Source organism: Desulfovibrio sp. (genome assembly GCF_041907885.1).
Classification (GTDB): domain Bacteria; phylum Desulfobacterota; class Desulfovibrionia; order Desulfovibrionales; family Desulfovibrionaceae; genus Desulfovibrio.
This window is the reverse complement of record NZ_JAYRGM010000034.1, coordinates 1-12,198: the sequence shown is the minus strand read 5'-3', so window position 1 is coordinate 12,198 and position 12,198 is coordinate 1. Positions and strand designations below refer to the sequence as shown.

The following is a 12,198-nucleotide window of genomic DNA, read 5'->3' as shown; positions in this document are numbered from 1 at the left end:
CCTACCGCTATTCAGAAGACGTTAAAAAGCGCTTTGACCGTGCGCAGTTTAATGTGGAGAAATTCAAGACCCTTACCGATATAAAGCACATTCCCATTCTGAAGAAGAAAGAACTTATCTTCCTTCAGTCCATGGGGCCGCGCCTGGGCGGTCTGCTCACCAAGGATATCGGCGAACTCAAGCGCATCTTTTTGTCGCCTGGGCCTATCTTTGATCCCGAAGACCGTGGAGAAGACTACTGGGGCTACACCGAGGCCTTCTACTCTGTTGGCTTCCGCCCCGGCGATGCCGTGCAGAACACGTTCAACTACCAGTTGACGCCCGCTGGCCTCATGTTTGAAGAGCCGCTGCGCAACCTGGGCTGCGCGGTTATTCCCGCTGGCCCCACCGACGCCGCCACCCAGCTCGATATCATGCAGAAGCTGCGCGTTTCTGGCTATGTGGGCACGCCCAGCTTTCTCATGCACCTTGCCCAAAAGGCCGAAGAAAAAGGCCTTAACCTGCGCAAGGATCTTTTCCTCGAAGTGGCATTTGTCACTGGCGAACGCCTGTCTGAAAAGATGCGCTCGCAGATGGAAAAGAAGTACGACCTCGTCATGCGTCAGGGTTACGGCACAGCCGACGTGGGCTGCATCGGTTACGAATGCTTCCACAAAACCGGCCTGCACATTGCCAACCGCTGCTATGTGGAAATCTGTCATCCCGACACGGGTATTCCGCTGAAGGACGGCGAGGTGGGTGAAATCGTGGTTACGGCCTTTAACAAGACCTACCCGCTGATTCGCCTTGCCACGGGCGACCTTTCGTACATCGACCGCAGCCCCTGCGCCTGCGGCCGTACCAGCCCGCGCCTTGGCAGCATTGTGGGCCGCGTGGACACCACCGCCCGCATCATGGGCATGTTTGTGTACCCGCACCAGGTTGAACAGGTCATGAGCCGCTTTGAAGAAATCAAGCGTTGGCAGATCGAAGTCACCAACCCCGGCGGCATCGACGAAATGACCCTGTTTGTGGAAACCAGCGGCTTCAAGCGCGAAGAAGAGCTGCTGCACCAGTTCCGCGAAAAGATCAAACTGCGCCCCGAATTGCGCGTGCTGGCTCCCGGCAGCCTGCCCCCGCAGATCAGGCCCATCGAAGACAAGCGCCACTGGGACTAACCCGCAGATATACGCAACAAGCCCGGCAAAAGCCGGGCTTGTTTTTTGGGCTGTGCTAAAAGAGCAGCAAAGGATGCGGCCAAACAATAATTGAAGTGAATCAGTACACCTCACCGCGACGGTTGCGCCCTTCAATGCGCTCTACCTTGCTGATGCACATACCGCCCTTCCTTGTTTCTACGTATACCACAACACTAGGCACGTATTCCTTTCTAAAGCTCCTGCTCACAGATACAAGACTGAGACTATTGTTTACGGCAATGGATTTATCAACTATAAGGTTTTCCAATAATTTTTCGTCAACATCTTGCCCTTTCAGGTAATAATCCGCATCTGCAACCGATCTTTCATAATCAAGCCGCACTCTTCTCGCAGTATCCTTGCACACATATTTGAATATGGCATCATCAAAAACAGGATTACCTCTTAACGGCAGAGACTGTTTAATATACCAGCTATAAAAGCTACGCACAAAAGACGTTACATCTTGTGCTTGGACAAATTGAGGGCTTGCTTGAAACGAAATTGCAGCCAGAAGCATGCAGACAAGAAACATCTTTTTCATATTGGTATTCCCGATAGTTAGTATGGGTATGCGTCTGATACGGAATGAATTTTAAATGTTCCGTCCTTTTTATGAACGTAGACGATCACAATTTTTTCTATTGATTCTTTGGTAATTATCGCAGGCACCACAAAGACATCGTCTGTCATAGGCAGCACATCACCAACACGAACTTTTGCATTTTTGAAACCGATAAAGAAGGGACCCATTTGCGTAAAATAGCTCATCTCATGACATTTTTCTTCTTCTCGGAGTACTGCAATCAGCCCCTCGTCAACATACTCAGCTAGCTTGTCTTGTTTTAGTGCATCCGAGAGATCATAATCTTCTATAAGATACCACTCATAAAACCCCTTAACAAATTCCTGTGGTGTTTGTGCTGCATCAGCAGCTTTGGGGCAAAAAATTCCAAGACACAGCAGACTTGTGAGCACACAAATAAGTATCTTGCGAATGTGCATGTGTTTATTCCTACGTTGATTTTGCAAACTGCGCCCGGCGAAACATTGCTCACCGGGCGCATGCATGGATAACTTTTAAGCGCGGATTACTGTTACTTTGAGCGAGCACTGGGGACTGATTTCAGCCCGAAAAGCATCTGTCTAGACTCGGCAACAAGCAGGGCGAATCAGTACACAGGCGCGCGAAAATTAGGACCATGGGAATCTTCCACCTTGCTGATGCACATGCGACCCTTTGTTTTTTCCACATAAACTACAATATACGGTGCGTACTCATTCCTAACGGACACACTCACCGGCACAAGACTGAGACTATCGTCCACATCAATGGATTTACCTACCATGAGGTTATCCAACAATTCTTTTCCAAAGTCTTGCCCCCTAAGATAATAGTCAGAATCCGCTACCACTCTTTTATGATCAAGGCGTACTCTTTTTGCTGTACATTTGCACACATACTTAAATATGACATCGTCAAAAACAGGACGATCATCTGTTACCAGAGATTGTTTCATATACCATTTATAAAAATCTTGCACAAAAGACTCCACATCTTGCGCGTGCGCTAAGTTCGGGCATGGTTGAAGTAATCCTATGCAAAAAAATAAGCCTATAAGGAGACGTTTTTTCATATACATTTCCTTCTAATTTAGTATGCGTAGGCATCGGATATGGATGCAATTTTATATTCCGATCCAGTTTTTTTTACATAAGTGATTACGACATTATAAAAATTTTTTCCTTTAAATATGACAGGAACAACATAGACATCGCCTGTCATGGCAAGAGCATTCTTCACAAGCACACTGCAATCTTTAAATTGCATCGTTTCGCCCATTTGCGTAAAATAATATAAACTTGTTACTTCTTTCTGCTTGAGATACCCAATAAGTGTTTCATCAACATAATCCAGCAGTTTTTCTTCGGTTAGAACATTATCAAGCTCATAATGCTTAATAATATACCACTCATAAAATTCCTTAACAAATTCCTGCGGTGTTTGTGCTGCATCTGCCGCTTTGGGGCTAAAAAAGCCAAAACACAGCATGCCTGTGAGCACACAAATAAGTATTTTGCGAATGGGCATGTTTTTATTCCTCAATTTTTGCAAGCCCTGCCCCGGTGGCTGTGCTAACGCCACCGAGGTAGGATTTTTCATTGCCAAGGAGCACGCCTCGCCACGCGGGGCTATGATCTTTCCATAGGCAACCAACTCACACCTTATGACGAGTTGGTTACCTATATCATTTAGCGCGTTTATGGTCGTCGGTAAAGGACGTAAGGCGCACGAATTTTACGATAGTCTGAGCCAGCATATATATCATGCTGTCTAAAGTCTGATATCCATGCTTGTCCGTCAAACATGGCAACATGGCCATCCTTATGACCTTTAATGGCCTGAAAAACTACAACATCCCCCCTTTGTGGCTTCTCGCCTGGGGCAACCGTTCTAAAACCTGCGTGCCGCAGAATGGGACCATACCCGCTAGCACTTTGCCCATTAGGGTTGTATGATGTGTTGAGTATGATTCCGCCCGCATCGATTGCCTTGTGGACAAATTCACCGCACTTACTGTCAGATTCAGGAAGTACCTGAGAATGCAAGCGAGCTATAGCCGCATCGAGATCCCACTTGGGCAATGGCTTGTCATTCGGTAAAATTTCCGGCCTCCGCATCATGCCGTTGCGTAATATGGCAGACAGCTTAAGTTCTTCCCTCTCGCTCATGGCATTACGGCCAACATCTGCCCGGAACATAACCTCGCGAGATACTGGCGCCCGCAGTTCTTGCCTCTTTGTTGAATAGCCCGCCATGCCACCCCCCGCATTGGCAAACTGCCCATCGGCATCGCGTGGATGCTTGCTCTCATCCCAGGCCAGCCCGCTTACATCCTGCCTGTTGACCGGGTCATCCACGCAATAGTCGTACAGGTCGCTGTCGCCGCGCATGTCGCTTGCGGGATCAAGCGACATAAATCTGCCAATGCGCGGATCAATGGATATCTTTCCGGGTTAAGAACAATCCCTGCCACAATTTTTTCGCATATACTTCAACAATCTGAAATAAGACAGCAATCGTCAAAAAAACATGGGTGATGCCCTGTTCAAAGCATCACCCATTGGCGGATATGTATTGATCTGGAATCTGACAAAAATTGCAAATGCAGGCATTAGCTCCCGTGGCCAGATAGACGGGATTTAATTGATGGCCAAGCAAACGGTTACCGCCCCCGACGGTGCGGCTTCCCTTTGCTGCTACGCGCCAGACTTCATTTTTTGTACCAACGCCTTCAGGGCATTGGCCTCACCGACCAACTGCTCCACAGCCTTGGCAGAGTTGGTCATTGCCTGCGCCGTATCGCCCGAAATGCCGTTTATTTCGTCCACACTACGGGTAATTTCTTCTGACGTGGCCGACTGCTCTTCGCTGGCGGTGGCAATGGCCCGCACCTGATCGCTGGCACTGTCCACCATGCCTACAATTTCCTGCAATACCTCGCCGCAACGCGTTGCCAGCTCTGTGGTGCTCTCTACGGCTCCAAGGGCGCGTTCCACGTTGGCCACGCTGACGCGCGTGCCGCTCTGAATGCCCGTTACGGCTTCGCCCACCTCACGGGTTGCGCCCATGGTTTTTTCGGCCAGCTTGCGCACCTCGTCTGCCACCACGGCAAAGCCGCGCCCGGCATCACCCGCGCGCGCAGCCTCGATGGCCGCGTTGAGGGCAAGCAGATTGGTCTGATCGGCAATATCTGAAATAACAGACATGATCTGCCCGATATTGCCAACCATCGTACCCAAAGAATCCATGGATTCCTTAAGCTCGGCAGAAACACGGCGCACCTCGTCCATGCCGCCCACCACCTGCCGCATTACGCCAGAGCCCTCGTTGGCTCTGCCACGTGCCGCATCGGTGCTGTGGGCGGTGCTGGCGGCATTGTGGGCCACTTCAAGCACGGTGGCGTTCATCTGTTCAATGGCTGTGGCGGCCTCGCTTACGCGGGCCGACTGCCGTTCTGCCCCTGCGCTGGCCTGCCCCACCTGCGAGGATATGGCAGCTGTGACCGCAGAAATGCCCTCTACCGTGCGTTCGAGCTGGCCTGCGGCTTCCATCATGCCCTCGGCCCTGGCTCTCTCTGCGGCGGCCTTGGCGGCCTGTGCCTCTTGCGCGGCCTGCTTGGCCCGCTGGCCTTCTTCCGCTGCCTCGGCGCTGCGGTGCTCTGCCTCGGCAATCTTGGCCTTGAGCGTACCCACCATGGCCTCGATGCTGTCGCGCAGCACGGCCATTTCAGCGCTGTAGCTGCCGCTGGCCCTGGCCTCCAGATCGCCCGCAGCCACGGCCCGCGCAAGGCTCACCACGCGCCCCAGTGGCCGGGTGATGGAAAGCAGCACAAGCAGCCCAATACCCGCACCGCACAGCACGCTGCCGATGATGGATATGAGCAGTAGCCGTTCTGTACCGCGCGTTTGCTCGGCCAACTCTCGCTGGCTGGCAACCACCCGCTCCATGAACTGGGTTTCCAGGGCTTCCAGATTTTTTTCTGTGGTGTGTACGTTGTCTTTGTAGGTGGTGTAATGGGCGTTGGCCTGCGCGGCGTTGAACTGGCTTGATCCGGCGACCAGCTCTGCCGATGTGCGGCGCACCACTTCATCGTAGGCCGCAAAGGCACGCAACGATTCCTGCGCCAAGGCTTCAGCCTTGTTCCCGGCCTGCGGATTGGCCCGCAGGGCAGCTTGCAGCTTGCGCAGATTATCTTTCAGTTCGCCAGAGAGGGCCTCCAGCTTGCTCATATAGCCCTTGAGCGCCTTGACATCGCCCAGGTTGAGCAAAATATCCTTTTCGGCTTTGCGATAAAGCTGCATGCCCAGTGATGCTTCGTGCAACAGATTGATGGTTGGCAGCTCGTGCCTGCCAATCATGCCCAGTATTTCGCGCTGTTCACGCAGGGCCAGCATTGCCACAGTGCCAGTTATGGCAAATATCAGTAGCACAACACCAAAACCACTTGCCAATTTGGCCCTAAGCGACATACCCATATGGTCCTCCACAACGCTCACTATTGAGGGGGGAACTAGTTTAACAGTTCTCCCAAAAGGGCACTTCTGTCAATGCCCGTTCGGCTCTGCGCGGCAAAATGGCCGCTCGGCGTTGCCTTCTTAACTGAACTGTATCATTTTAAACATCACGCACGCGGAACACCTGAACGTGCCGAACCCAGCAAGGAGAATCCCGTGAACGCCAACACCAACGAACAGCCCCTGTCAGGCCTGATTATCTGGCTGCGCAACCGCCATGCGGAAGTGATGGCAACAGAAGCGCAGGCCCTTGCCCGCCTTGACGCAGGGGATACCCCCGGCCATAATGAACTCATGCGCCGCAAGGCAGAGCTGCTCGCCGCCATGGCAGAAGACGCCAAACCCCTGCTTGAACCTCTGCCCGGTGAGGCCCGCTTTAATTACGCGCTGGCCCTGGAAGGCTTTTCGGCAAGTGCGCGAATGTCTTTGCGGTTGAACTCGGTTTTTTATATGTCTGCCCTGCTTTATCCCGACGACCACAAGCCGGGCCAGCCCGACAACCTGACCCTGTGCATCGACAGCATGGAAAAACTCGGCCTCGAATTCAAAAAGGATTAGCCCGTTCAGGGGCTGCGGCCTTGCCCATTGTGCGCAAGGCTTTATGTATGCAATGCAGCGGGCAAGACAGTACCGGCCCTGCTGCCACTAACCATAAGGAGATCCCCCATGAAGCTTCTGCACATAGCCCTTGCTGCCGTGCTCTGCCTTTGGGCCGCGTCTGCCCAGGCCAACCCCGCTGCCGAAGGCGGCAAGGTTGATAAATTTGTTTTGATGGATGCTGACAAGGACGGCAAGGTTACCTACGAGGAATTCAAGGCGTATTTTCCCAACATGCGCGAAGAAGCCTTTGCCGTTATTGATAAAAATGGCGACAAGGCCATTGACCGCGTAGAATGGGACGAATTTGTGTCCAACCATTCTTCCGGCCACATGGGCGGCAGCATGGGCAACATGATGGGCGGCCAGGGCGGCATGCCCGGCAATTCCATGATGCCCTCGCCCGGCAGTGCCGACATGCCTCTGGTGACTCCTCCCAATGGCAAATAAACGCTCTCCGTCATTTCCGCAGCCCTGGCGTCAGAACGGCAGCCAGGGCAGCTCTGCTTTCGAGCGGCAGCCCGACAGTTCCCAAACGGCTGCCGCTCCGTTTTCTTCTGACGCGCCCGCCAATTCGCCCAAGAATCCGCCCCGGCGCAAGGCAGGCAGCGGCACACCGGCAGGCAATAAGCCCGCCAGGCAGGTCGAAGGCAAGGCAGGCACACGCAAGCCGCCATTTCCCGATCTGTTGAGCGAGGGCGCGCGCCCACAGCCCCAGCGCAAAACCAGCGCGCATGGTTCGGTGTGGGCAGACCCGGCAGAGACCAGCGGCAGTGCTCATCACGCAGCCTTGCGCCAGCCGCGCTTTGTTCCCATGAGTGCGGAAGAAATGCACGCCCTGGGCTGGGACGAACTGGACGTGCTGCTGATAAACGGCGACGCCTATGTTGACCACCCCTCTTTTGGCAATGTGCTGCTGGCCCGCTGGCTTATCCGCCACGGGTTCCGCACGGGCATAGTGGCCCAGCCCAACTGGGAAGCCCCCGACGATCTGCTTGTCATGGGGCGGCCACGACTTTTTGCCGGTGTCAGCGCGGGCGCGCTCGATTCTCTGCTGGCGCACTACACCGCCTTTCGCAAAAAACGTCACGACGATGCCTACACCCCCGGCGGCAAGGCCGGTGCGCGGCCCAACCGGGCCTGTCTGGTTTACGCCAATCTGGCACGGCGGGCCTTTCCTGGTCTGCCGGTCATTCTTGGCGGCATAGAGGCCAGCCTGCGGCGCGCTTCGCACTACGATTTCTGGACAGACTCCCTGCGCAAGCCCATCCTTATGGATGCCAAGGCAGATTTGCTCATCTGGGGCATGGGCGAAAAGGCCATTATCGAATGCGCCCAGCGCCTGCACAGGGGCGAAGACCTGCGCGACATACCTGGCACGGCCTGGATGGACAAGCTCGATGCCGCAGGGCATCCCGCCAATCTGCCCGGCACGCTTGACGGAGAACCCTGGATAGCACTGCCCTCGCACGATGAAATTCTTGCTGATCCCTTTCAGTTGCTCAAGCTGACGCAGGAGCTGGAGCGTCAGGTACACCGGCTGGACGCGTGGGCCTTTGAACCAGTGGGCGACCGCGCCCTGGTGCTGGCTCGCCCGGCAACGCCCCTGAGCACGGAAGAGATGGACGATCTTTATACCCTGCCATTTACCCGGCTGGCCCATCCGCGATACAGAGAGGCCATACCCGCTGCAGAAATGATGCGCACCAGCATCACCAGTCACCGGGGTTGCGGCGGCGGCTGCTCGTTCTGCTCGCTGGCTCTGCATCAGGGCAGGCGCATCAGCTCCCGCTCCGAGCAGTCCATTCTTGCCGAGGCCCGCATGCTTGGGCAGCAAAACATGGCGCGCGGCAAGGGGCCGGTGGCCATATCTGACGTGGGCGGCCCCACTGCCAACATGTGGCAGGGGCACTGTGCGCTCGATGCCCGCACTGCCCAGCAGGACGAGGGCAACAGTGTGCGTGGCAAAAGCGCCTGCCGCAGGGCCAGCTGCTGTTTTCCTTCCGTATGCAAGTCGTTTATAACGCCGCAGCGCAGGCATGTGGAATTGCTGCGCAAGGTGGCGGCCCTGCCGGAAGTCAAACAGGCTCGTGTGGCCAGCGGCGTGCGCGCCGACCTGGCTCTGCGAGATGCGGATGCCCTGGCCGCCTACACGGGCGAATTCACCGGCGGGCAGCTCAAGGTTGCGCCAGAGCACTGCGCCCCCTCGGTACTTGAGCTCATGCGCAAGCCCTCGCTGGACGTTTTTGAGGTCTTTCTGGAGAGCTTTGTACGCCAAAGCCGCGCCGCCGGGCGCGAGCAGTATGTTGTGCCCTATCTGATGAGCGGCTTTCCCGGCTGCACCGATGAAGACATGCGCACGCTTTCGCGCTGGCTGCGGCAGCGGCACTGGAACCCCCAGCAGACCCAGTGCTTTATTCCCACACCCGGCACCATCGCCACTGCCATTTTTTACTGTGGCCGCGACGAAACAGGCGAACCCATCTATGTGGCCCGCACCGATGCCCAACGCATGCGGCAGCACTACATACTCATGCCCAGCACGCAGGACGACGATGCCCCATCACGCCCCCGCCCCCGTAACAGCGCAGCCGATGGCAGGGGACAGGATCGCCCACGCACTGGCGGCAAAAGGCCTGGGCAAGACGAATCTGGACAAAGAAATTCTGGCCCGCGCAATCAGGGCAACAGAAACGAATCCCCTACGCGGAGTGGCAACGACCGGTCATCAGGACAACGCAAACCGGAAAGCCCAGCCCAACCGCGCAGCAACCGGCCCTCGCGTCCTGATGCAGACGACCGCGCGCCACGCAGCCGCAGTGGGCAAACCGGCAGAACTGGCGGTCGCAACGGTGGACGGCGCGCATGATCGCGCCAACGGCGAATAAGGAGGAGGGAGTCATGTCGCCCAACGAAACCTTGAACGAAGACAGGCTGACCCGACTGGAAGAGCTGACATTCTTTCAGGAGGAACGCCTCAAGTCGCTGGATGCGGCTCTGACAGCCCAACAGAGGCAGATTGATAAACTGGAAAAAGATTTTGCGGATGCCTCTTCTGTAATCAGGCTGCTGCGCGAAAAGCTTGGCGACCAGCCAGAAAATACCCTGCCGCCGCACTCCATGCCGGAGCGCTGGTAGCTGCACCTCTTGCAGATAAAGCTGAAAACCGACTCCCAGCCCATGCTTTTGTTGTTTCACGGCAAATAAAAAACCCGCCAGAAGGCGGGTTTTTTATTTGGCTGAGCGCCCAGGGCCAAACCCCAGACGCTCTTGCAATCAAGTCTGTCTTTAGAAACCGAAACCGTCGTTGTTGGCACCAGAGGCACCAAAGCCGAAATCGTCCGGCACGGCGTTTTCTTCAGCAGCAGGAGCGGCATCATCGCCAGCGGCGGCTGCACCAGCGGCAACGCCGCCCACAACCATGCCCTTAAGGCCGTCCTTAATGGCGTCCTTGATGTTCATCATCAGTTCGTCATGGTTGATGGCGACCTTGCCCTGGAATTCGGCCACCTGCTTGCGCAGGCCACCCATGTCGGTGTTCATGGTCTTGATCTTGGCTTCAAGCTCGTCCACCTTTTTGGAAAGTGCGGCGGCGCGGGCTTCAGCTGGTTCAAGAGCACGCACGCGGTCTTCAAGAGCGGCGGCGGCAGCGGTCTGGGCGGCCATGCTGGCGTAGGTGTCGCCAAGGTAGGTCAGCACCTTGTCGCACAGGGTCTTGGTAAGACCGTCCATGCAGGTAAGGGAAACATTGTCGCCCAGCATGCTGCGGCCGGTGCTGACAAAGGCTTCCCAGGACTGGCCTTCAACCCAGTTCAGGTCGGCAAACTTGGGGTACCAACGGGCCAACCAGGCGGCGGCAAAGGGACCCACAGCCTTGGCGCAGGTATCACAGGCAACGGAACGACCGGCGATGAAACCGGCGATTTCCTTGACGTCTACGCCCTCCTTGCCCACGACCAGGGCAAGCACGGACTCCACGGGAAAAACTTTACGAGATGTATCAGACATGGCGGCCTCCTCCTCGGAGATCGTAATTATTTCAGTAAAAGCTCACGGGGAACTGTGCGCAACTTCAAGGGTGGCCCCCAGCAGGCAGCCGGGGGCCAACGCCGTTAGCTTCTGCCGTACATACGGGCGTAAACAAGGGCCGCCGTGCGGTACACGAAGTGGCCAAGCTTAGACCAGGGCAGGTAAGCAAAAAGCATCCACACAAATACCAGGTGCAGATAGTACACCAGGAAGGCGGGCACAATGGCATCCGCCAGGCGGAAGCACTGCGACAGCACACCGGTTACGGCCACCAGCCAGATGATGCCCAGCAGATACCAGTCGTACCAGCTGGAACCCTGGAACTTGGGGTTCAGCATCACACGGCGCACCGTGAGAATGGCAAGACCGGCCAGCAGCATGAGCGCGCCCAGGTTGGCCAGAATCTTCACGGGGAAGGTCAGCGGCATGGGCGTTTCGATGTGTACCAGCGGAATAACCTTGCCAACCCAGTGACCACCGGCAACCACAGCCGTTACAAAGGCCAGGATGGCAAAGCTGTAAACCAGCAGCATGTGGCCAAACTTGCGGTTGGGGGTGTCCGAACCGGTGGCGGGGCCGTCTTCGCAGTCGTCAAACTTGCGATGGGTGATGGCTTCATCCCACAGCACGTCCCACAGATGCCAGATCCAGCACTTCTGCTTGCCAACAACAGCCAGCGAGCCTTCAGGCTTGAACATGGCCCACAGTTTCATGACACCCCTGGCGATGATAAATGCAGCGCCAAAGAAGGTGACCATGAAGATGGGGTCGATGGTGTAGTCGCCGTAGAACACCTGGCCGAAAACAATGCGGCCATCGGCAGCGCGGGGGAACCACTGGCCGCCGTTAAAGCCGGCGCGGATCCACCACACAAAGAGCCACAACACTGCGGGGATCGCAAACAGCACAGGCAGGCCAGAGGGCTTGCTCATGAGCTTGCCCACGCAGGTGGGTTCGGTCAGTTCGCGGTAAATGACGTTGCGTGCCGCGCCCATAAGGTCGGCAGGCTTGGCGCCGCGCGGGCAAAGGTCTGAGCAGTTGCCGCAGTTGTGGCAAAGCCACAGGTCAACGTCGGCGCGCAGCTTGTCTTTAAGGCCCCAGGAAGCCCAGACCATTTCCTTGCGCGGATAAGGCGCATTGGCCGGGGCGAGGGGGCAGGCCACGGAGCAGGTGGCGCACTGGTAGCACTTCTTGAGGGATTCGCCCCCAGATTCTTCCAGTGCCCTGACAAACTCCATATCAGGTTTGATTGAACATTGTGCCATTGCTGCCTTCCTCCTACATGCCCTTGAACGGGTTGGGGCCCATGGCCATG

Annotated in this window: 13 protein-coding genes; 5 read left to right on the top strand and 8 right to left on the bottom strand. The window is 56.1% G+C overall.

Features of this window, described 5'->3' with window-relative positions:
• Positions 1-1,157 (top strand): phenylacetate--CoA ligase family protein (locus tag ACE3NW_RS11765; RefSeq protein ID WP_374283628.1); only part of this gene is annotated, 1,157 nt, incomplete at its 5' end.
• A gap of 100 nt (positions 1,158-1,257) precedes the next feature.
• Here the strand turns inward: ACE3NW_RS11765 and ACE3NW_RS11760 are convergent.
• From ACE3NW_RS11760 to ACE3NW_RS11735, 6 genes are all read right to left on the bottom strand, one after another.
• A complete protein-coding gene (locus ACE3NW_RS11760) occupies positions 1,258-1,722 on the bottom strand; it encodes a hypothetical protein (RefSeq protein WP_374283626.1) in 465 nt (154 codons plus the stop codon).
• 17 nt (positions 1,723-1,739) lie between these two features.
• Positions 1,740-2,183 (bottom strand): hypothetical protein, encoded by a 444-nt coding sequence (locus ACE3NW_RS11755; RefSeq protein WP_374283624.1) that lies wholly within the window; start codon positions 2,181-2,183, stop codon positions 1,740-1,742.
• A 167-nt stretch (positions 2,184-2,350) separates the two neighbouring features.
• Complete coding sequence (locus ACE3NW_RS11750; protein ID WP_374283622.1) at positions 2,351-2,815, bottom strand: hypothetical protein; 465 nt, start codon at positions 2,813-2,815, stop codon at positions 2,351-2,353.
• Between the two features lie 17 nt (positions 2,816-2,832).
• Positions 2,833-3,342 (bottom strand): hypothetical protein, encoded by a 510-nt coding sequence (locus tag ACE3NW_RS11745; protein ID WP_374283619.1) that lies wholly within the window; start codon positions 3,340-3,342, stop codon positions 2,833-2,835.
• 98 nt (positions 3,343-3,440) lie between these two features.
• Entirely contained in the window at positions 3,441-4,157 is a 717-nt protein-coding gene (locus tag ACE3NW_RS11740) for a hypothetical protein (RefSeq protein WP_374283617.1), read from the bottom strand.
• Between the two features lie 282 nt (positions 4,158-4,439).
• Positions 4,440-6,218, bottom strand: a complete 1,779-nt coding sequence (locus ACE3NW_RS11735; protein ID WP_374283615.1) for a methyl-accepting chemotaxis protein — start codon at positions 6,216-6,218, stop codon at positions 4,440-4,442.
• Positions 6,219-6,413: 195 nt separating this feature from the next.
• Here ACE3NW_RS11735 and ACE3NW_RS11730 point away from each other — a divergent pair, with 195 nt between their 5' ends.
• The 4 genes from ACE3NW_RS11730 (at position 6,414) to ACE3NW_RS11715 (ending at position 9,992) form a co-directional block, all read left to right on the top strand.
• Positions 6,414-6,815: a hypothetical protein gene (locus ACE3NW_RS11730; RefSeq protein ID WP_374283613.1), complete on the top strand. Its 402-nt coding sequence runs from the start codon at positions 6,414-6,416 to the stop codon at positions 6,813-6,815.
• Positions 6,816-6,923: 108 nt separating this feature from the next.
• Complete coding sequence (locus ACE3NW_RS11725) at positions 6,924-7,304, top strand: calcium-binding protein (RefSeq protein WP_374283611.1); 381 nt, start codon at positions 6,924-6,926, stop codon at positions 7,302-7,304.
• A 364-nt stretch (positions 7,305-7,668) separates the two neighbouring features.
• Positions 7,669-9,723 carry a YgiQ family radical SAM protein gene (locus ACE3NW_RS11720; protein WP_374283630.1) on the top strand — a complete coding sequence of 685 codons (2,055 nt, stop codon included), beginning with the start codon at positions 7,669-7,671 and terminating at the stop codon, positions 9,721-9,723.
• A 32-nt stretch (positions 9,724-9,755) separates the two neighbouring features.
• Entirely contained in the window at positions 9,756-9,992 is a 237-nt protein-coding gene (locus ACE3NW_RS11715; RefSeq protein ID WP_374283609.1) for a SlyX family protein, read from the top strand.
• A gap of 150 nt (positions 9,993-10,142) precedes the next feature.
• Here the strand turns inward: ACE3NW_RS11715 and ACE3NW_RS11710 are convergent, their stop codons facing one another.
• Together ACE3NW_RS11710 and qmoC are read right to left on the bottom strand one after the other, a co-directional pair.
• On the bottom strand, positions 10,143-10,862 hold the full coding sequence (locus tag ACE3NW_RS11710; protein ID WP_374283607.1) for a hypothetical protein: 720 nt from the start codon (positions 10,860-10,862) through the stop codon (positions 10,143-10,145).
• Positions 10,863-10,966: 104 nt separating this feature from the next.
• Positions 10,967-12,148: a quinone-interacting membrane-bound oxidoreductase complex subunit QmoC gene (qmoC, locus tag ACE3NW_RS11705; protein WP_374283605.1), complete on the bottom strand. Its 1,182-nt coding sequence runs from the start codon at positions 12,146-12,148 to the stop codon at positions 10,967-10,969.
• Positions 12,149-12,198: the final 50 nt, after the last annotated feature.

Bases quoted from the DNA above. Each gene is read 5' to 3' on its own strand.
- ACE3NW_RS11760 (WP_374283626.1), bottom strand. From the start codon at position 1,722: ATGAAAAAGATGTTTCTTGTCTGCATGCTTCTGGCTGCAATTTCGTTT.
- ACE3NW_RS11755 (WP_374283624.1), bottom strand. From the start codon at position 2,183: ATGCACATTCGCAAGATACTTATTTGTGTGCTCACAAGTCTGCTGTGT.
- ACE3NW_RS11750 (WP_374283622.1), bottom strand. From the start codon at position 2,815: ATGAAAAAACGTCTCCTTATAGGCTTATTTTTTTGCATAGGATTACTT.
- ACE3NW_RS11745 (WP_374283619.1), bottom strand. From the start codon at position 3,342: ATGAAAAATCCTACCTCGGTGGCGTTAGCACAGCCACCGGGGCAGGGC.
- ACE3NW_RS11740 (WP_374283617.1), bottom strand. From the start codon at position 4,157: ATGTCGCTTGATCCCGCAAGCGACATGCGCGGCGACAGCGACCTGTAC.
- ACE3NW_RS11735 (WP_374283615.1), bottom strand. From the start codon at position 6,218: ATGGGTATGTCGCTTAGGGCCAAATTGGCAAGTGGTTTTGGTGTTGTG.
- ACE3NW_RS11725 (WP_374283611.1), top strand. From the start codon at position 6,924: ATGAAGCTTCTGCACATAGCCCTTGCTGCCGTGCTCTGCCTTTGGGCC.
- ACE3NW_RS11720 (WP_374283630.1), top strand. From the start codon at position 7,669: ATGAGTGCGGAAGAAATGCACGCCCTGGGCTGGGACGAACTGGACGTG.
- ACE3NW_RS11715 (WP_374283609.1), top strand. From the start codon at position 9,756: ATGTCGCCCAACGAAACCTTGAACGAAGACAGGCTGACCCGACTGGAA.
- ACE3NW_RS11710 (WP_374283607.1), bottom strand. From the start codon at position 10,862: ATGTCTGATACATCTCGTAAAGTTTTTCCCGTGGAGTCCGTGCTTGCC.
- qmoC (WP_374283605.1), bottom strand. From the start codon at position 12,148: ATGGCACAATGTTCAATCAAACCTGATATGGAGTTTGTCAGGGCACTG.